At 56.4% G+C, this 19,596-nt stretch carries 19 protein-coding genes; 4 read left to right on the forward strand and 15 right to left on the reverse strand.

Features of this window, described 5'->3' with window-relative positions:
* The first annotated feature begins 196 nt into the window (after positions 1–196).
* Both AC58P5_RS12275 and AC58P5_RS12280 read left to right on the forward strand, forming a co-directional pair.
* Entirely contained in the window at positions 197–562 is a 366-nt protein-coding gene (locus AC58P5_RS12275) for a winged helix-turn-helix transcriptional regulator (protein WP_497386787.1), read from the forward strand.
* 80 nt (positions 563–642) lie between these two features.
* On the forward strand, positions 643–1,113 hold the full coding sequence (locus AC58P5_RS12280) for an ester cyclase (protein ID WP_497386789.1): 471 nt from the start codon (positions 643–645) through the stop codon (positions 1,111–1,113).
* Between the two features lie 991 nt (positions 1,114–2,104).
* On the opposite strand, the gene AC58P5_RS12285 is transcribed toward AC58P5_RS12280, so the two are convergent.
* Entirely contained in the window at positions 2,105–3,100 is a 996-nt protein-coding gene (locus AC58P5_RS12285) for a Gfo/Idh/MocA family protein (RefSeq protein WP_497386791.1), read from the reverse strand.
* 287 nt (positions 3,101–3,387) lie between these two features.
* On the opposite strand from AC58P5_RS12285, the gene AC58P5_RS12290 reads away from it, so the two are divergent.
* A complete protein-coding gene (locus tag AC58P5_RS12290) occupies positions 3,388–4,008 on the forward strand; it encodes a pyridoxamine 5'-phosphate oxidase family protein (RefSeq protein WP_497386793.1) in 621 nt (206 codons plus the stop codon).
* A 552-nt stretch (positions 4,009–4,560) separates the two neighbouring features.
* Here AC58P5_RS12290 and ptsP read toward each other — a convergent pair.
* From ptsP to AC58P5_RS12360, 14 genes are all read right to left on the reverse strand, one after another.
* On the reverse strand, positions 4,561–6,324 hold the full coding sequence (ptsP, locus tag AC58P5_RS12295; protein ID WP_497386795.1) for a phosphoenolpyruvate--protein phosphotransferase: 1,764 nt from the start codon (positions 6,322–6,324) through the stop codon (positions 4,561–4,563).
* A complete protein-coding gene (locus tag AC58P5_RS12300) occupies positions 6,324–6,593 on the reverse strand; it encodes an HPr family phosphocarrier protein (protein ID WP_497386797.1) in 270 nt (89 codons plus the stop codon). The genes ptsP and AC58P5_RS12300 overlap by 1 nt, the downstream gene beginning before the upstream one ends.
* A 260-nt stretch (positions 6,594–6,853) precedes the next feature.
* Positions 6,854–7,588 (reverse strand): SIS domain-containing protein, encoded by a 735-nt coding sequence (locus AC58P5_RS12305; RefSeq protein WP_497387570.1) that lies wholly within the window; start codon positions 7,586–7,588, stop codon positions 6,854–6,856.
* Positions 7,589–7,607: 19 nt separating this feature from the next.
* Entirely contained in the window at positions 7,608–8,366 is a 759-nt protein-coding gene (locus AC58P5_RS12310) for a creatininase family protein (RefSeq protein WP_497386799.1), read from the reverse strand.
* 13 nt (positions 8,367–8,379) lie between these two features.
* Complete coding sequence (locus AC58P5_RS12315) at positions 8,380–9,372, reverse strand: phosphotriesterase family protein (protein WP_497386801.1); 993 nt, start codon at positions 9,370–9,372, stop codon at positions 8,380–8,382.
* Positions 9,373–9,471: 99 nt separating this feature from the next.
* Positions 9,472–10,767: a PTS ascorbate transporter subunit IIC gene (gene ulaA, locus AC58P5_RS12320; protein WP_497386803.1), complete on the reverse strand. Its 1,296-nt coding sequence runs from the start codon at positions 10,765–10,767 to the stop codon at positions 9,472–9,474.
* A gap of 20 nt (positions 10,768–10,787) precedes the next feature.
* Positions 10,788–11,051, reverse strand: coding sequence for a PTS sugar transporter subunit IIB (locus AC58P5_RS12325; RefSeq protein ID WP_009671516.1), 264 nt, complete (start codon positions 11,049–11,051; stop codon positions 10,788–10,790).
* A complete protein-coding gene (locus AC58P5_RS12330) occupies positions 11,048–11,491 on the reverse strand; it encodes a PTS sugar transporter subunit IIA (RefSeq protein ID WP_497386806.1) in 444 nt (147 codons plus the stop codon). The genes AC58P5_RS12325 and AC58P5_RS12330 overlap by 4 nt, the downstream gene beginning before the upstream one ends.
* Before the next feature lie 26 nt (positions 11,492–11,517).
* The gene (locus AC58P5_RS12335; RefSeq protein ID WP_497387572.1) at positions 11,518–13,641 is read right to left on the reverse strand and encodes a BglG family transcription antiterminator; all 2,124 of its coding nucleotides are present in this window, start codon (positions 13,639–13,641) and stop codon (positions 11,518–11,520) included.
* Between the two features lie 528 nt (positions 13,642–14,169).
* Positions 14,170–15,027 (reverse strand): SDR family oxidoreductase, encoded by an 858-nt coding sequence (locus AC58P5_RS12340; RefSeq protein WP_497386808.1) that lies wholly within the window; start codon positions 15,025–15,027, stop codon positions 14,170–14,172.
* A 73-nt stretch (positions 15,028–15,100) separates the two neighbouring features.
* On the reverse strand, positions 15,101–15,898 hold the full coding sequence (locus tag AC58P5_RS12345; RefSeq protein ID WP_497386810.1) for an inositol monophosphatase family protein: 798 nt from the start codon (positions 15,896–15,898) through the stop codon (positions 15,101–15,103).
* 75 nt (positions 15,899–15,973) lie between these two features.
* Positions 15,974–16,510 (reverse strand): GNAT family N-acetyltransferase, encoded by a 537-nt coding sequence (locus AC58P5_RS12350; RefSeq protein ID WP_497386812.1) that lies wholly within the window; start codon positions 16,508–16,510, stop codon positions 15,974–15,976.
* A 6-nt stretch (positions 16,511–16,516) separates the two neighbouring features.
* A complete protein-coding gene (locus AC58P5_RS12355) occupies positions 16,517–16,834 on the reverse strand; it encodes a hypothetical protein (protein WP_497386814.1) in 318 nt (105 codons plus the stop codon).
* Between the two features lie 592 nt (positions 16,835–17,426).
* Positions 17,427–17,915: a DinB family protein gene (locus AC58P5_RS12360; RefSeq protein ID WP_497386816.1), complete on the reverse strand. Its 489-nt coding sequence runs from the start codon at positions 17,913–17,915 to the stop codon at positions 17,427–17,429.
* Between the two features lie 228 nt (positions 17,916–18,143).
* Between AC58P5_RS12360 and AC58P5_RS12365 the strand changes: the two genes are divergently transcribed.
* Positions 18,144–19,121, forward strand: a complete 978-nt coding sequence (locus AC58P5_RS12365) for an aldo/keto reductase (protein WP_497387574.1) — start codon at positions 18,144–18,146, stop codon at positions 19,119–19,121.
* Positions 19,122–19,596 lie beyond the last annotated feature (475 nt).

The raw sequence follows: 19,596 nt of genomic DNA on the forward strand, positions 1-19,596 counted from the left end.
TCCATAAACCTCCCCAATCTGTTTTCGCGAAGCGGACAAGCCGCCCCCCATTGCCATCATAAAATACTTTCTATATGATGAACAGTAGTGATCTTTTTTTGATCATACCCATAAAATTGTAGCTGCTACACTTTTGTTTAGCAGGGCTCCGGCCTTGTGGAGGGACTTATTTTGTTAGAAAAGGGGAAGCGCCTTCATGACAGCTCGATCCGGGAAAATACCGTCGGAACCGGCGGCAAGCAGCTATATTCCGAAGGAGCCCTGCGTTATCGAATGCTCCATTGAAAAAACGCTTGATGTAATCGGCGGAAAATGGGCGTTTCTTGTGATCCGGGAGCTTTTCGACGGAACGAGACGCTTCGGGGAGCTTCAGCGCAGCATCGCTTCGATCAGCCCTACCGCCCTGACGAATATTCTCCGCCATCTGGAGAAGCAGGGCGTGCTCGAACGGAAAGCCTTTGCGACCGTGCCGGTTACGGTGGAATATACACTGACGCCGAAAGGCCGGGATCTGCACAACATTTTAAAAGAAATGAAACTCTGGGCGGCAAAATGGACCTGATTGCCGGATGAGACGGTCAATCGCCGTCGAAGGCCAGGACTTGGGAACATGAACGAACCCGGAAGAACGGAGAAAAAATCATGACGACTTTAAGCGCGGAAGAAGTAGTAAAGCGTTTTTTCGAAGAAGTGCGATCAGGAAAAAACCTGGAAGCGGCTCCCGATCTGATGGCCGGAAAAGTATTCGCCCACCAGGTCCAGTCGGAGCAGGAAGTCACGGTAGAACGCTCGCCCGAGGTTTATGCGGAGCACGTGCGGGAAATGCTTGATGCCTACGGCCCTTTCACTCTGGAAGTGCAGGAGCTGCTGGGCTCCGGCGATCGGGTGTACGTACGCTGGAAGCAGACGGGGACGCACATCGGTGAAGTCGACGGCTATGCGCCGACCGGTCTGACGGTAATCGAGCTGGCGAGCGCGGTGTACCGGGTCGAAAACGGCAAAATCGCCGAGTACTGGATCCAGATCGACCGGGCCGGTATCGAGCGTCAGCTGAGGCGAAATGCAGCGAAAGCCGAGGCGGTGACAGCCAAGGCGGAAGGTGCGGCGGACTAGCGGGCTGTCACCGGAGCTTGCGTTCGGGCCAGTGCAAAAGCTGCGAAAATTAGCGGTAGCGGTTGAATGGACAAGTCGACGGACCTCGTTTGGGCGAGGATTCGAATAGGATCAAAGAGTCAGCTTACATAAAATAAATGTTTCAAGCCGCAGAACTCAGAAGTCTGGCGGCTTATTTTTTTCGGAAACCTTTCGAAGTCAACGCAAGGTCTTGCTCTTGGCGAATCGTCAGCCTTGTCCCTTGCTACGATTCAAGGTGATACGGTTCCATATTTAGTCAAGAACAATAAACATCCCCATTGTTTTAAGCTGCTTCCCCAGGTCCTTAATATCAAAGCAAACAAAGCGATTGTTAATGTTGATATTCGTTTTAGTGGAAAACACGGACAAATTGCCCTTAACGTATAATTCTAACGCTGTAGCTAACTGGGCAGCTTCGTCGTCTTTCGCTTTTAACTGCTCCTAGAAATACGGGAAAACCGGTTTCGGCATCTATGGAAACGGGATCTTGCCTTTCGGCTTTTTGACTTTTGACTTGTTTCACTTTGTCATTAGCGGAAGGGGTTAGGAACGTCTCGAAGAGTATACATTGCCGGTCGAATCTCTTCGTCCTGACGAGCACGACGAATTTATTCACCAGTCTTCAGATAGCACGCAACCAAATAGTCCCTTATTTATAAATAAATACGTATATGGCGATTTCATTTCGCACGATCAAATAACCTTACATGAATATGGTTTTTATAACACCATTTCTTGTAAGGCCATTTGACGGAGAAGCCGGATAACCACTTCTTTCCGTATGTGCTTATGTACCGCAATGGCAAAACGTGCAATCAGGACGAAAAGCTGCGGAAAGCTCCTTCCCGTTCTGCCTAGAGCCTACGTCGGCGTCCCCAAACAAGTCCGCAGGCGGACCGCGCTCCATTATCTCAAGGCGGGCAGTCCCCGACGAGCGGAACCGCGGCTTATGAAGATGCTCCGCACCCGCCTACAGCTTAACGGCGCAGCCGCTCGCCGCCGAAGCATTGGACGCTTCCATCAAGCGGGTGAGGTCCGCCGCCAGCAGCAGATTTTCCTCGGCCCGGGTTCCGGACTCGATATGCGCCACCCACTGCTCGAAAGCCGAAGGGTTCGCCTGCGGGAGATTCGTGACCGTCTGCCACTCCTCCCCTTCCTGGGATCGTGTACGCAGCAGAAGCTTGTCGTCATGCTGGGAGTACAGCAGAGTGCCCTGCGTGCCGTGGATCTCAATCACGAACGGGGAATGGCTGTTCACAAAGCCCGCTTCCACGATGCCCAGAGCGCCGCTCGGGTAACGCAGTACGCTTACCGCGTTATCTTCCGCGGAGCGCCCCGTGACGCTGCCGTAATTCGCCGTCAGGCTTTCCGGCATGCCCAGGAACAAGCGGGTCAGATACATCGGATGGCAGCCGAGATCGATCATGGCCCCTCCCTGGGCAGCGGATATGTCGAAGAAACGCTCGGGAAGCCAGCCTCCCCCTTCTTCACGGCTTAACCCGCCGTTATGGGACAGTCTCGTGCGGACCAGCGTCAGTTTTCCGAGGACTTCCTGTTCGAGAATGTCCTGAATCGCCAGCGTGTACGGAGCGTTCAATCTTGGCAGCGAAACCGTCATGACCACTCCCGCCTCGCGGACCGCGTCCATAATCTCGTCGCATTCTTTCTTCGTGGACGCGACAACTTTTTCCGTAAAAATATGTTTGCCGGCCTTGGCCGCAGCCGTCATAACGTCCCGGTGAAGATGAGTCGGGGTCGTCACGATAACGCCGTCGATATCATCGCTCGCGAGCAGTTCATCGAGATTTTCGTAATAAGCAATACCGCGTGCTTCCGCTTCTTTGCGGCCTCTGGCGGAATCTTCATCCCAGATCGCGGTCACTTGTGTGCCGGGATGCTCCTTGGCATCTTTCTCGTAATCCAGGGCATGAACGTGCCAAAAACTGAGCAGAGCGACTTTTAACATGGGAAAACGACCTCCATTATGTCTGGTTTTGTGTCGGCTTGCCGGGGAGAGTTTAACCTGAGCCCGGCGAGCGCCGTCTGTCGGGTAGCTGCATGTGAATGCATAGCTGTCTAAAATATTTTTGTACTCATTTTTGAACGCGCGTACATCTATCTATGAACCCATGCTTGCTATTGGCTGCAACTGGTCCACTAAAAATAGCGTAAAGTGGCTCTTCAGAAAAGTCAACCGGCCCGCTAAAATGTATAAAAACAGCCTCGGGCAGGCGCTAATGGGAGTGGAAAACTTTGAGAAGAAAAGAGTTCGGCGTGGAAGAATGGCATGAAATCGAGCAGTTTATGAGCGAAATGACGTTCGGAATCCTGGGAACGACCGGCGAGGACGGGTATCCGAATTTAAAAGCTCTTAACTTTGTATACGCGGACGGCGGGATTTATGCCCACGGCAGCAAAGTCGGCGAGAAAATTTCGGACTTGAACCGGAATCCGTTGGTCACTTTCGCTATAGCCAAGGAGTATGCGCTTATTCCTTCCTATTTTACGGAACCCGTGTATGCGTGTCCGGCGACGGCCTTTTTTAAGTCGGTCGTGATAAAAGGCAAAGCCGTCCTCGTGGAAGATATGAACGAGAAAGCCAAAGCGCTCGGCGTCTTCATGGAAAAGCTCCAGCCCGAGGGAGGCTATGAGCCTTTCTCGCTGGACAATCCCGGCTACGTCAGCCAAATCCGCGGCGTCGCCGTCATCCGTATCGATGTGGACGACCTGACCGCCAAGTTCAAATTCGGGCAGAACATGAAAGGCGCGAAACGCGAAGCCGTTGTGACCGGACTCCAAAACCGCGGAAAAGAACTGGACGAGGAAACCGTCCGTTTGATGAAGCTGTATTGTCCGGCGCACCGGGAAGGGTAGCAGCCGCTGCCGGGCGGCGAAGAGAGTTGAGAGGGCCGCAGCCCGGCGGAGTTTCCGGCTGCCGTTGCCCCTCTTCCACGCGTTAAACAGGGCAATCCGATGCGGGACAGCCTCACTCTCGCGCGCTGGCCTCGGGACGACGCTCGGGACGGCGCCATAGTTCCGCGAAACGCCGCAGATGCGGCTCCTACGGGCACAATAGGGGGCGAAGAACCGATTCCGGGAAGCCTCATTCTCGTGCGCTTGTCGCAGCTGCTCATAGAAAGATGCGGCAGCACGCAAAAGCATACCGCCGATGCGCGGCTCCTTCCGGCGCAAAACAAACAACCCGGTTCCCAAGCGTTGGGAACCGGGTTGTTTGTTTTGCCGCTCTCTGTCCGAGAGTGTCCTGTTGTCTATATCTTGATCAGCGGCTTAATTTAAAACCCGCGAAGCGGAAATGCCTCTTCGCGGATAACATGAGCAGACGGCCGCTCCCCGCTTAACCGGCTTCGTTTTCAGCCTTCGCATCAGCGTCCGTTTTCCGGTCACTCTGCCATCTGCCCGCGTAGTTTAAACAGCTTTAGCTTTAGCCGCGCGGAACTCTTCAAGAGCTTGGCGTACCGCCTGAGGCGTATCAAGAAGCAGCACTCGTTCCGCAAGCTCCCGGCACTCCTGACGGTCCAGCCCGGCGAGCACTTCCTTCAGCGGGCTGAGACGGCCCGCCTCCATGCTCCACTCGTCCAGTCCGAGTCCGAGCAGAAGCGGCGCGGCCAGCGGATCGCCCGCCATACCTCCGCACATGCCCGTCCATTTGCCGGCGGAGTGCGAAGCTTCGATCACGGTGCGGATCAGTTGAAGGACGGCCGGATGGAAATAGTCGTACAAGTACGCCACGTGCTCGTTCATCCGGTCCACGGCCAGCGTGTACTGGACCAGGTCGTTCGTCCCGATGCTGAAGAAGTCCACTTCCCGGGCGAACTGGCCCGCCATCACGGCCGCGGAAGGAATCTCGACCATGATGCCGACTTCCATGCTCTCGTCGAACGGGACGCCTTCCTGCCTTAGCTCCGCCTGCGCTTGCGCCAGGATTTCTTTGGCCTGCCGCCATTCCTGCAGGCCGGAGATCATCGGGAACATCACCTTCAACTTGCCGGAGGCGCTGGCCCGCAGAACCGCCCGCAGCTGCGTGAGCAGCAGCTCTTTGCGGCTGAGACCGATCCGTATCGCCCGGTAACCGAGGAAGGGGTTCACTTCCTTCGGCAGCTGCAGATACGGAAGCTCCTTATCCCCGCCGATGTCCATCGTGCGGATGATCACGGGGCGGCCCTCCATAAGCCGGGCCGCTTCCGCGTAAGCACGGACCTGTTCTTCTTCCCCCGGCATAGACGGGGAATTCATGAACAGGAACTCCGTGCGGTAGAGCCCCACGCCGTCCGCTCCCTGTGCGGCGGCGGCCCCGGCTTCCGCGGCGGTTCCGATGTTCGCCGCGAGCTCCACGCGCGTACCGTCCGCGGTTACCGCGGGACGGGCCGCGTACGCCTCGAGCGACTTGCGGCGCTCGAGATCCTGCCCCATGCGGAGCCGGTACTGCTCCGCTTCGGCTTCACCCGGCCGGGCGATGCACAGCCCGGCGGCTCCGTCGACGACGAGTGTGTCCCCGTCGTCAATGCCGTTCACGGCATCGCCTGCGCCGACGATGGCGGCGATGCCGAGCGACCGCGCCAGAATGGCGGTGTGGGAGGTCGCACCGCCCGTGCGGGTGATAAAGCCGACGACCTTGGCCGGGTCCAGCTGCACCGTGTCGGAAGGCGTCAGATCGTCGGCCACGAGAATCACCTCACCGGTGATTCCCGCAAGACCGGCTCTCTCTTCCGGCGACAGGCAGGCCAAGAGGCGGCTTCCGATATCGCGGATATCCGCGGCACGCTCTTTCATGTAGTCGTTGGTCATGCCCTCGAACCAGGAGGCGACCTGGCTTACGATTTCGGAGACGGCCTGCGGTGCCGACTCCAGCTTTTCCCGGATCCGCGCTTCCATCTTCGGATAGAAGGCCGGGTCGTCCAGCAGCTTCCGCTGGCCCGCCAAAATACCGGCCTGCTCTTCTCCGACGGTTTCTTTCGCCTTCTCCGTGAGCTGTTCCAGTTCGCCCGCGCAGCGGGCTTTGGCGTCCCTGAGCTTGGCAAGCTCAGCCTCGACAGCCGCCGAATCGCCCGGAATGGGCTTCCATTCGGCAGCCGCTCCGCCAACGCTCCCGTGCGCTGCTCGGTAAACGAACGCCTGCGCGATGCGGATTCCTTCCGAAACGCCGATTCCCTGAATATGCAGCCCCTTCATCAGGCTTCACCGAACTTGCTTTCGATAAGCTGTGTCAGCGCTTCAACGGCTTCTTTCTCTCCGTCGCCGCTGGCTTCGATCGTTACGACAGCTCCTTTTTCAATGCCAAGCGTCATCAGCTCCAGCATGCTTTTACAATCCGCCGTGCGACCTTCTCCGGTTTTCAGGTGCACCTCTGCTCCAAACTGGCCGGCTGTTTCAGCAAAAAGCTGAGCCGGACGGACATGAAATCCCTGCTCGTTCTGTATGGTTACTGTTTGTGCGAACATGTCGTTCCTCCTCACCCGTTCACCGCCGGATCAAGACCGCAAAAAAGGATAGGGTTGTATGGTTTCTCCCCCGATAGCTATCCGATTAACTTTTGCAAGGCGTCTTTCGGCGATTTTCCCGGTTAATGTTTTTTTAGGGTTGATTGTAAAAGTTCCGTTCTCTGGTCCGCTTATCTCTCTGTAACTCCACACGTTTACCGGATCTTAGCCGGATACAACCTTCTATTTGATTTGCGGTTGTTTTTCTTTGTTAAGCCAGGTTAAGCCAGCAGGGCGATCCGCTCTTTGTACGTTTGGATCAGCGCCTGGTTGTGCGCGTCGGAGCCGTCGATGTTGCCGCTCAGGAACACCGGCGGGTTGAAGCCGTTTTCGATCATAATCTCAATGGACTCGGCGAAAACGGCGTTCAGGATCGCAGCTCCGATCACGGTCGAGCTCGGTGTGAAAGGCACCTGCAAGCCCGGATGATTCAGCACGGCGTCTCCTTTGACCGAGAAGTTGTCGATCACGAGATCCACCGCATCGGCCAGATGCTTGCCGCTGGTATGCCGCGACGGCTGGCTCATGGAATATTCCAGGGAGGTGATGCCGACGGTAACGGCGCCCTTCTCCTTCGCCATCAGAGCGACATCGACAGGAACCGGATTGCGGCCCGAGGTGGATAGGACGAACACGACCTCGCCCGGGCGGATATCCTGCTCTTTCATGAAATCGACCGCCAGATCGTTCTGTCTTTCCAGCTCCGACGAGCGTACCGCGCCTTCGTGAAGCATCAGCTTCTCGACGAAGATCGGACGAATCGGGACAAGTCCGCCTGCCCGGTAGAAAACTTCCTCGGTCAAAATATGCGAATGGCCGCAGCCGAACAAATGAATAATGCCGCCGTCCTGAATGCAGGCCGCCACTTTCTCGGCCGCTTCGCGGATCGGTCCGGACTGCTCGGTCCGGACTTTGTTCAACAGTTCGCCGATCACATCAAAATACGTATTCATCATCATAGCTCTCACCCCGTTGTCAGTCTGTTGAATCTTGATGTTCCCCGTCTTTCAACGCCTGCTTGGCCCGCAGAAGCATCTCGGCCATCACGTCCAGGCTGCGTTCGATAATCTTCTCGCCCTTTTCCCGGGTGGCCAGCGTGGCGTCGCCGAGAACGGCGGATGACGTGATTTCCTCCCATGGCGTCGGCGTGCAGTCCGCTTCCGCTGTTATGCGGGGCGCGCCGTCTATGGCTTTGCTCATGTCCACGTACTCGCCGGCCAGATAAAGCATGTAGGAAGTCTCGATTTCGTCGGCATGCATGTAGGTGCCGTGGGCCGCCGAAGACTCCCTCACCTGGGCGGTAATTTCTTTCGTGCCCGGATAAAAGAAATAGAACACTTTGAGCTCCGGTACCCGCTCGTATAGTACCCTCGCGGCTTCCTTAAGCGCGACCGCATTGCCCAAGTGGCCGTTGACCATGGCGAAGATGCGGAAGCCCTGCTGGTACAGGCTCTCTCCGATATCCGCCAGCAGCCGGATCAGCGCCTCGTTGGAGACGTTGATGCTTCCCGGAAAATTCCTCAGGCTCCACACCTGGCCGTATGGCAGGGCCGGAAGCACGAAGCTGTCCGTGCGTGCCGCCAGTTTGTCCGCCAGCCGTTCGGCGAGCAGATTATCGGTCCCGAGCGGCAGGTGGGGGCCGTGCGCTTCCACGGCTCCGATAGGCAGGATCGCCGCCCGGAATTGTCGGATTTTGTCCTGCACCTCGTACGAGTTTTCGTGCTCGAACTTCATCGTGCGCGCCTCCTTACTTTTTGAATGAGAAGCAGTTGGCCGGGTTCTTTACGAAAAACTTCTCGATCAGCTTCTGCCCGTCGAACCCGTTGCGGTTCGCTTCGTCCACAAACCGCGGAACCCACTTCGCAATGATGTACTCCAGGCCGAGACCGTGGTCGTAATGCTTGTAGTACGTTTTGCGGGCGGTATCTCCGCTGATCAGAATCTGATCCTCGTAGCCCTTGCTCACGAGATTGAGAATGAGCGCGATCCGCGTGCTTTCGGGGGCATACTTGATTTTGCCGATGCCGTCAAAGCTCATGTAAGCGCCGGTTGCCGCGATCTGCTCATGGTAGTAAGGGTCCGGGTTGCGGTCCATATGGCCCAGGCTGAGGTACGACAGGTCCACGCCCTCGCTTTTCAGGAGTTCAATCTGCTCCAGCGCCATAGTGCCGACTTCCGTATGGGAGTGCACGGGTGCTTTCGTCTCGTGGTGGGCGCGCGCTACCGCGCGAAGCGTTTTCTCTTCCAGGGGCGTAATGCGGTTATAGCCCGTCCCGAATTTGACTTGGCCGGCTTTGAAAGGAGTTCCTTCGAGCCCTTCCTCCACCTCGCGGATGACGAAATCGGCAAGCTCGTTGATGCTTTTCGCTTCGATCCACTGGGTATAGGTTCCATAATCGCCGGTGAGCGGCTTCAGCTCTTCCTTGATTTTGGCATCCCACAGGAAGCTTTTGTTAAAGCCTGCGGTGCCCACAATCTGAATGCCCGTTTCCAGGGCAATTTCTTGAACCGCCTGGACGTCGCGGCCGTAATCGACCGCCGTCGCATCCACAATCGTGCGTCCGCCGTGCTGTTTAAAATCAAGAACGTCCAGCTTGGATTTCTCTTTATCGTCCAGCAGCAGATCGTCCTCTCCCCGTTCCTGCCAGAAGGCCGGACGGCATACAATATGTTCGTGGGAATACGTAAAGCCCAGATCCTCTTTGGCGATGTCTCCATGTAAGGTACGGATATAGCTCATAACGTGTCTCCTCCACTCTCTTTATTCGGAAAAGGAAGACGGCGGAGCTTAGCGCTGTCACCGTCTTGTTGTTGCGGGCGTTCGCCCGGTCATTCGTTGTTAAAAGAACAGTTTAGCCAGGAAGTTCAAAATCGGACCGATAATGAACATATCGGAGTCAGCGGCCCACATGGCCGTATCCGGCACCGTCGAGCTGATGAAGAAGCGGACCATGAGGAATTGTCCCCAGGCTACGATCGTGGACGTGATGAATCCGCCGATCACAGCCCCGCGGACACCGCCCGTCGAGTTCCCGAACACGCCGGCCGTAGCCCCGTGGAAGAACAAGACGATCATCGTCGGAACGAAGATGTAGGAAACGGTGTTACCGAGCACAAGCAGCCAGATAATGGCGCCTGCAAAAGCTCCCAGGAAGCCGAGTACGACCGCATTCGGCGCGTACGGATACACAACCGGCGCGTCGAGTGCCGGCTTGGCGCCGGGTACGAGTTTTGTAGCGATCCCGTTGAAAGCCGGAACCAGTTCGCCGACAAACATCCGGACCCCCATCAGAACGATGGCGATACCGCCCGCGAACGTAAACGATTGGATAATCGAATAGATAATAAAGTTCTGATCGCCCGATTTCGCCATCAGTTCGGCGGCGGCAGGCGTTCCTTTCGTCGAAAGGATAATGGCCCCGATCAGGAACAGAATCCCCATGCTGAGCGCTGTAATGACGTTGGAATCACGGAGGAATTCGAAGCCTTTCGGCACTTTGATTTTCTCCGAGTCGTTGTTTTTGTTGCCGAGTAGTTTACCGAACAGGGCTGCCAGCAGGGCAACCGAGGCGGACGTGTGACCGAGGGCGATGTTATCGTTGCCCGTTACTTTGCGCAGGAACGGCTGAACGAGAGCCGGCTGGAATGTCCAGTACAGACCGAGTACGACGGCAATCATCAGCACAAGCTTCCAAATGGCGATACCGCCTGCGGCATGCACGATCACGCCTGCGAAAATCGTTGAAGTCCAGAACATCATGTGACCGGTCAGGTAAATGAATTTAAACCGGGTAAAACGGGCCAGCGCAACGTTGATCAGGAAGCCGACGAGCATCGCCAGCGTGACGGCGCTTCCGTATTTGCCGTTAAACGCCTCCTGCCCCATAAACGTACCGAGCGAGCCGGCCTCCAGTCCGAAAACCTCTTTCCACATCGGCTCGAAGACGTTCAGCGCTTTGACGATGACGTCGGAACCTGCACCGATTACGAGAAAACCGATAATGGCTTTAAAGGTACCGCTTACGAGCTGGCTCGTCGATTTCTTCTGAAGCAGAAGTCCGACCAGAACGATGAACCCGAGCAGAATGGCCGGTGTTCCGAAAATATTGGTGGCGATCCAAAAAAGCACGTCCATAAAGACCCCTCCTTAATGGGTTACAGCACTTCTTCCAGTTTTTGTTTGATTTCGTCATTGTCAAAATAGTTATTGACGATCACGATTTTGGCCGCGTGCCCTTGCAGGCTCTGTGCCAGTTCATTGCTCGTAATGATGTACTCCGCCGCCGTGCCGGATGCCGTGGATACGTCGGTATGCTCCACATCGGCGCTTACGCCCAAGCCGCTCAGCACGTTTTCTACATTCATTCTCAAAATCAGGCTGGTTCCTTGTCCAAGACCGCATACGCATAAAATTTTCATTGTTCGTTCCCCCTAATAAGTTGTTGGATAGTATCTACATCGGCTGCCTGCTTGAACGCTTCCACATTGTCCGGGTTGCTCAGCAAAATCGTCAGCTTGCGCAGCATGGCGATATGCTCGGAGCTCGTGGACCCGCCCAGTGCGAATACGAGCTGAACGGGATCGTTGGCCGCATGGCCGAACTCGACCGGTTTCTTCAGCCGGAGCAGCGAGACGGACGCTTCTTTCACTCCGTCTTCCGCACGGGCGTGCGGCAGAGCGATATGAGGCGCCAGGACGAAGTACGGGCCTTTGTCCCGGTAGGAGTCCACCATGGCTTCGGCGTAGCGCGCTTCCGCGGCTCCCGCGTCTGCCAGCAGTCCTCCCGCCAGGCGGATCGCTTCTTCCGCCGTCTCGGCTTCGACATCCAGTGCAATCAATGACGGTTCTAAAAATTTCATCTCTCATCTCTCCCAAATCCGGTAATCTAACTGCGGGGACCTGCTTGTATCTGCTGTAATATCTGTTCTTTGGTCCCGGCGTTCTTCAGCCGGGTCAGGCTATCTTGTTCTCTGAGCAGGAGCGTCAGCTCCGACAGCGCTTTGAGATGCGATTCTCCGTCGATCGCCGCCAGCACCAGGATCACCTGAACCTGATGGCGGGCTTCTCCGGAGAAGGCTACGGGCTTCGCAAGCCGCAGCAGGCTGATTCCCAGCCGCTTTACTCCCTCCTGCGGCTTGCCGTGCGCGATGGCGATGCCCGGAGCCACGACGATGTAAGGGCCCAGCGCCTCCACCTTGGCGATCATCGCCCCGATGTAGGCCTCTTCGATGCGCCCGTCCTCGAGAAGAGGCAGGGCCGCCTCGCGGATGGCGGAGCGCCAGTCGGCGGCCTCTTCCTCCACCCGGACCATCGGTCCGGTGAGCAGGTCGGCCAGCGACGGCTTGCGGGCTTCGCTCAGCCACGTTTTCCCCACGGACATGTAGCGGTTCAGTTCCTCCGCGAGCCCCGCTTCATCCGTCACCTTCGCGTATTTGCGGACAATGTCGAGCAGGGCCTGAACCGAGCTGGCCTGGGCCCGTGACTTGCGGCCGACGACCGTGTTGATCTGGTTCAGCAGATGCTCCTTGTCCTTATCGCTGAGAATCGGATTCACGACGAACACGGGGACGCTGCTGTCCGGAAGCGGGACCGTCGAGAAAATAAAATCGACGCTCTCCTCTTCAAACGCTTCGTAATCCCTCAGCGAGAGAATCGCCGTAATGTCCACCGCCGAAAACAAATCTTCGAGCTGGGACTTCAGCATCCGCGAAGCGGAAATGCCGTTGACGCAGACGATGGCGGCCTGGCGCCTCTGTACCGGCTGCGTATTTTCCCTCCGCAGCCAGCCGCCGAAATGCATGGCGAGGTAGCCGATCTCGTCATCGTCGAGCCTGCGTCCGACAAGCTCCTCGAAGGGGGCCGCGGAGCGCCGCGTCAGCTCGAACACTTCCCCGTACTTAGAGCGGATGTTGCCGAGGAGCGGATTATCGAGCTCCAGCCCGTACAGAATCCGGTAATACGCCGGCTTCAGATGAACGAGCAGATTCTCTTCCATCGCTTCCCGGTTCGGCAGAAACACGCAGGCGTGACGCTGGAAAGCGTCGGTCATTCCCCTGGCCGCATCGCGGAGCTTGTCGATCACTTCCTCGGAGCCGGTCATCTGCTCCATGCGGTTGACGCGCGCGCCGAGCAGGTGCATCGTAAAATACGCGACTTCCTCGTCCGGTATGGCGGTGTCGAACAAATCGCCGAGGCCTTCCGCTATGCGGGCCGCTGCCTCGTATTCCGGCATGAGCCCCAGCACGCTCCGCTCATCTTCGTCGATCGAGATGAGCTGCTTGTTCTGGATTCGGCGTGTATAGAGAAGGAAGCGTGTGGTCAGGTTAAACACCATCTCGTCCGTCAATTCCACGCCGAGTGTGCGTTCGCTGTCGGCGATGAGCCGGTAAACCCGCTTCAGGTGATCCGGCTTCATCGGCGGGAATAAGTCCAGCACCCGGTCAAGACTGCCGGGATCTTCGCTCCGGTTGAGCGCCTGCTCCCAGCCCACGCTTCCGAAAATTTGCCCGAAGTAGTAGGTGAGCGCCTTCCGCTTGTCGCTCTCTTCCCCCCGGACCAGGTAGCCCTGCTTGCGGTCGTAAGCGACCTTGAGCTTCAGGGCTTCCAGTTCCGGCCGGACGATGTTTAAGTCCTTCAGCACGGTTCCCCGGCTGACTTGCAGGAGATCCGTCAAGTGGTGGACGAAAAGCGATCCGTCCGTCGGCGATAACAGATGCACGGCCAGCCAGGCCAGCCTCTCTCGCGGAGACAAGTAGTATTGCTGGACCGGAAGCTGTCCGGACAGCTGCGGAATGCCCTTACGGCTTTCATCCGGCAAATAGTAACCGGCCGCCCGGACATATTCGACTGGCGGAAGAGGGATCGTTTTCAGCCAGTCGTTGATTTTTTCCATATCGTAATAAACGGTTCGTCTGGAGATGCCGAGCTTCTGCATCAGTTCTTCCAGAGATACATAATCGGCTGCCTGCTGCAGCAGCGTCAAAATCCGGGTACTGCGTTCGTCCAGAATACGGCATCAACTCCTTTGCCGTTTAGTGTGGTTCTTTGTTTGATTTGATTATACCCAGGGACAATAAACGAAAGACAGTTCAATTCGTGGAGGCTCCTTTGTGCAAAAATGAATTCTAACGGAATGAAACCATCCGCAAGGTCGGTATCCGGCTCCGACTCCTGCCCACGCAAAAAAACGGCTCCGGAAGCATCCGCTCCTGGCCGCTTTATGGAAGCCGGTTCTATTAAAGCAGGACTTGTCCTGTACGATCATGTACTCCACCATGTACTCCACTTTACTGTCATGTGCACGCCGTACTGTCACGTACTAACGGTACTGTTATGTTCAGTTGAATCTTGCGCTGTTTTGTACGGTCTTGTACGGTCTATCGGTGTAGCGCCGTCATCTTGTTTAAGTAGTCTTGCTGCCTCTTGCTGCCTCTTGGTTGCATCTTGGTTGCATCCTGCTTATATCTAGTTTGCCTCTCAATGGGATCGTCCTTGCACCCTGCTTGCTCGTATCGGCGTTAATCCGTATCCGACCGCGTCACTCCGTTTCCGAAGGCTGCAGCCCCGTTTCCCGCGCGCTCCAGGCCCAGAACTTCGCGGCAAGCTCCTTGTCTTTGGCACGTGCGGACACCGGCGCGATCTTCTTCCTGTAAAAATATTCGCCGGAAGCGCACTCCACGTTATCGCTGGTAGCCAGGTAGACCGCCGTTTCCGCACCCTGCGCGGGCGTAAGGAAGAACGGCCGAAGCATGGCGAGCACCGATTTGCCGAAGCCCGTGCTCCTGTCCACGCCGATCTGGGTGCCGACGGCTCCCGGGTGCAGGGCGTTCACCGTGACGGCGGTCCCCTTCAGCCGGGTGGCGAGCTCCCTGGTGAACAAAATGTTCGCCAGCTTGGACTGCGCGTACCCCGTCCATACCGTGTATCCCTTTGTCAGATACGGGTCTTCCCAGCGGATCTTGCCGATTTTGTGCGCGCCGGAGGAAACGACGACGATCCGGCCCTGCTCCGCCCGCTTCAGAGGTCCCAGGAGCAGATTCGTCAGCAGAAAATGGCCCAGATGGTTAACGCCCATCATGACTTCGAATCCGTCGGAAGTGGTCTCTCTCTTGAGCGACACGACGCCCGCATTGTTGATCAGCACGTCCAGATGATCGTAGCGGCTCTTAAAATCCGCGGCAAAAGACCGGATGCTCCGGAGCGAACCTAGGTCGCACTGCATCAACTCGATTTCCCGGGAACCGCTGGCCGCTATCGCTTCCCGGAGAGCGCTCTTCCCCCGCTCTTCGCTGCGGCATACCATAATGACCTTCGCCCCCTGCCGGGCCAGGGCAATCGTTGTGGCGAGACCCATCCCGGAGTTGGCTCCGGTTACCATTATGATTTTATGCTTCATCTGCAGCCCGCCTTCATTGGATTTTGGAATAAATCGTGTCCAGCCGGATGGCCGATATCAGTTGCTTAACCGGTCAGACCAGCCCTTCGGCCACCGTTTTCAAAAAATGCTCCTTATGCGCCGGATGGCAGGCAATGAGATACGGCTCCGGGCTCATTCCTCTGAACGGCTTGCCCTCATAATCCATGACGAGTCCCCCCGCCTCCTGTACCATCAGGATGCCCGAATACAGATCGGTCCCCTCGGAATTGTAGAGAACGATGCCGTCGAGGTCTCCCTTGGCGAGCATGCACCACTGGAGAGTCGGCGCCCACACCCTCATCATCCGCTTGAACCTCACATCCAGATGATGGCGGAGCTTAACGGCACGCGCCTCGTTCTGGACCTTGTGCCCCTGAATCCAGCCGATCGTGCCGCGCTGAATGGACGGGCACGGTTTGGCCTGAATGCGGATATTGTTGCAGAAGGATCCTTTGTCCGCCGCGCTGAGGAACAGCCTGTCCACCATCGGTTCGTAAATGACGCCCAGCACGGGTGTGCCTTGATGCATGAGCGTGATGGACGTAGCGAAAAGCGGAAGGCCGATCGCGTAATTGTTCGTCCCGTCGAGCGGGTCCACGATCCACATCCAGTCGCTCTGCCTGCCGTTGTGCCCGATTTCCTCGCTGTCCACGCAGTGATCGGGAAAGCTTTTCGCGATATGGGTCAAAATAATTTCCTCCGCGAGGTGATCCACCTCCGTTACAACGTCGCCGAAATCGTCCTTCTCCAGAATGCTGTTGATATTCTCAAACCGGTTCTTCGCTTCTTGTCCGGCTTGCAAAGCGGCTTGGATCGCCACCTTCTTCGCTGCGCGCAGAATGTCTTCCACTTCCTTCTCCCCCTCCGCTCTATCTGTCCGCCTATCCGACCAGGCTTGTTTACAGGCACCTGTCATCCGATTTTTTTACCGGCCGCGTCCGTGCCATTCGTTCTCCAAAATGCCCATTTCGATCAAATTCCAGTACGTGTCTCCCATTCTTCTCGCGTCCCGGATAAAACCTTCTCTAACGAAGCCTTCCTTCTCGTAGCAGCGGATCGCCGCTTCGTTAAAATCGAAAACGCCGAGCGTCATTTTATGAAGGCGGAGCTCTTCAAACCCGATCCGGAGCGCCTCGCGGATCATCGCTTGCCCCGTCCCGCGGCCCCGCCGGGCCGTATGGCCCACCAGCACCTTGCCGATTCTTGCGGAGCGGTTATCCCGGTCGATGTTTCCGATCGAAATATGGCCCACCGGCAGATCCGTTTCCGCATCGATGACTTTGTAGATGAGCCGATCGGATTGTTCGGGATCGTTGGCCCCTTCCATGTAAGTCTCCAGCTGCGGTGCGGTTAGAGGGTACTTAAACTGGGGCCCCGCCCATTGAAGCAGAAAAGCCTCGTCCCCGCTCCATTCGATGAGCCGGTCGAAATCCTCTTTCCCGAAATACGCAAGTCGAATCATTTCAGATCACATTCCTTCCCATCTGATTATGGCCAGATATAAACCGGCGGTCAGAAGAGCGCACGGCACAATAAGCAGGTGCTGTCTGTTCTGCAGGCAGGTCAGCAGGCCGAAAACGAAGGTGAATACCGCCAGCAGTACGCTTAAAGCAAGCAGCCCCGTCATGACGAGGTAACCCGTGAGCTCATCCGTAAAGGACATCCTTCCCAGGCGGAAAGCCGTAATTTCAAGCCCGGCGGTAAGCAGCAAAAATAAGGCGTAATAGCGCCACGAAAGCAGCCGGTTCCCACCGCTCGCGGATTCCGTCACCTTGTCGTTAGGCATGGCGAGCCTTTACCTCCCATCATTTGTAAGTTGATCCTTCTGTTAGAGTAGCATCCCTGATCTCATTTGAAAATGCTTTTCGAAAAAGAAAATTTCCGTTAAAAAAAGGTAAACAGAAAAAGCGATTTGCCGATTTCTTCCCTATTTCCCACCTAAAGAAACTCCTCCTGGGCGGCTCCTGGGTGGGTCGTGAGCGGGTCGATTCATCTCGGAGACGCAAAAAAACGCGTGCATTTCATGCACACGTTGTCTGTATCTCACCACATAAATCTCCCGGCGTACGGTGTAGTGCCGCATGAAGCGGATCAATCACGCGGGGTGTAAATGGACGGGGCCTGCTAGCGGTCCTCCGCGCTTTTCATTTTGTTCCGGTTTAAAAAGAAAACACCAAGCGAAACTCACTTGATGTTTACATATAGAAGCTATGTCCACTGCCTCCGGCAAAGCTATGTAGGTCCTGCTTATGGCTTGCTCTTGGCTTGCTCTTGGCTTGCTCTTGGCTTACTTCAGGCTTGCTCCTGGCTTACTTCAGGCTTGCTTCAGGCTTGCTTCAGGCTTGCCCCAGGCTTACTTCGGGCTTGCTCCAAGCTCATTATTTACCGATCTGTTCACGTTCTTCCTTGCTCGGGCCGTAAACGCCCGGAACAACCAAGCCCGCCTGACGCATAAGAACCGTCATTTGGCCCCGGTGATGAGCCTGATGCTGAATAATCATGCGCATGACGGCATGAATCGTCGTTTCCTGGCCGAACAGCGTAATGCTTTGTTTCAGCGTCTCGTCCGTCCACTGCTCGCTCGCTGCCCGGAGCAGGTTCGAGCTTGTCCGCTCGTAGACATCGGCAATTTCTTTGGCGGACTCGGGAACTCCCGCGCCTCGCTCCGGTCCCTCGAATTTCAAGCCTACCGCCGAAAAAATGCCGTACATGGCTTGAGACAAATGCCACCCAAGCTCTCCGAGGGAGAAGTGGTCCAACGCGACGCTCTGGCCTAGCGACTCGTCCGTTAAGGTATTTAAAATTTTCAGGGTCAACGAAGCCTCATGCTTCCATTCTTGCTGAAACTCATCCAGACTTACAAACATACTAGTCAGCCTCCTTTAAGGAACTACTTTCTTTATCAGTATAATACAAAGAGGTCCTCGATCTCCAACGACGCGGCTCCATACGCTGCGCGAGGCACGAAGGGAAAGGAGCCTTCCGGTGAATTCCCGGGACCTTCCCTTTTCTTTTTTGGCACTCTACTCCGCATTCGGTATAATGAACAACGTACATACGTCTGCCGCATAGTGCCTACAACAGGAGGAATGATGATGAACATACTGCCGTTAAAAAACCGCGGCCTGAACGCCAGCCGCCTCGTACTGGGCTGCATGCCTTTCGGCGGAGGCTGGAATTCCGATCCGGTGACCAAAGAAGATGAAGCGCAGGCGCAGAAAGCCGTCGAAGCCGCTCTATCTATCGGAATCTCCATGTTCGACCACGCCGATATCTATACAAGGGGAAAAGCGGAAGAAACCTTCGGCCGCATTCTCAAAAACAAGCCGGGCTTGCGCGAGGAAATGGTGATCCAGTCCAAATGCGGCATCCGCTTTGCGGAGGGGGGCGTTCCGGGGCGTTACGACTTCTCCAAAGCCTATATCGGCGAAGCCGTCGAGGGGATTCTCCGCCGTCTCGGCACCGACTATCTCGACGTCCTCCTGCTGCACAGACCCGATCCGCTGATGGAGCCGGAAGAAGTCGCGGAAGCGTTCGGGCGTCTTAAAGCCGCCGGGAAAGTCCGCTACTTCGGGGTGTCCAACATGAGCGCCGCCCAGATTCGCTTCTTGCAGCGCGCGCTGCCCGATCAGCTGGCCGTCAACCAGCTGGAGATGAGTCTGGCGCGCCACGACTGGCTCGACCAGGGGGTTCATGTGAACCAGAAGGCCGGCACTTCGGTGAACTTCTCCGAGGGGCTGCTGGAATACTGCCGGATGGAGAACATCCAGATTCAGGCATGGGGCCCGCTGGCCCAAGGAAAATTCTCCGGCAACCTCGGGGACTCGGAGCCGGAGCACATCCGCAAGACGGCGGAGCTCGTCGGCAGGCTTGCGGAGGAGAAAGAGACCACGCGCGAGGCCATCGTACTCGGCTGGCTCATGCGGCATCCGGCCATGATCCAGCCGGTAATCGGCACGGCCAACGCGGAGCGCATTGCCGCCTGCCGGGACGCGGAGCGCCAGGCGGAGCTCATGACCCGCGAAGAATGGTATTCGCTTTACGTCAGCGCAAGAGGAAGCTTCCTTCCTTAAACGCTTCCGGAACCTCCGGTCTGCTTTGGCAGCTCCGGAGGTTTTTTTATGCAAAAAGAAGGGGCTCCAGCTCGGCCGAGCCGACGGAAAAGAATATAAAATAGGTTTAGCAGGCTTTGGGCCGTTTTCAGCCCTGTCCGTTTATGAAACGAACAATTCCGACAATAATTAGCACAGCGACAACTATTAGGAGACACTGTGCAATCAGTTTAACCATAATAACACCTCCAAAATCACCGCTGTCGGGCATTACCTGCCATTCCAGCTTCTTAGCGAACAAGCCGGGCTTGTGTGTCTGTACCCGTCTTCGTCAGCGTCGATCACCTGCCGGATATCGGCTTCGCCTTTGATCATCCTTTTCCCCCTGAAAGCTTATCGGTTAAAACTTTCCTCTTTTTTTGAGATATGTCCGCAGTCCCTGAAGGATGCCGATCGTCGCGCAAACGAGTAAACACACGAGTAGACTGATCCATAC

The organism is Paenibacillus sp. JT31N7 (assembly GCF_059692095.1).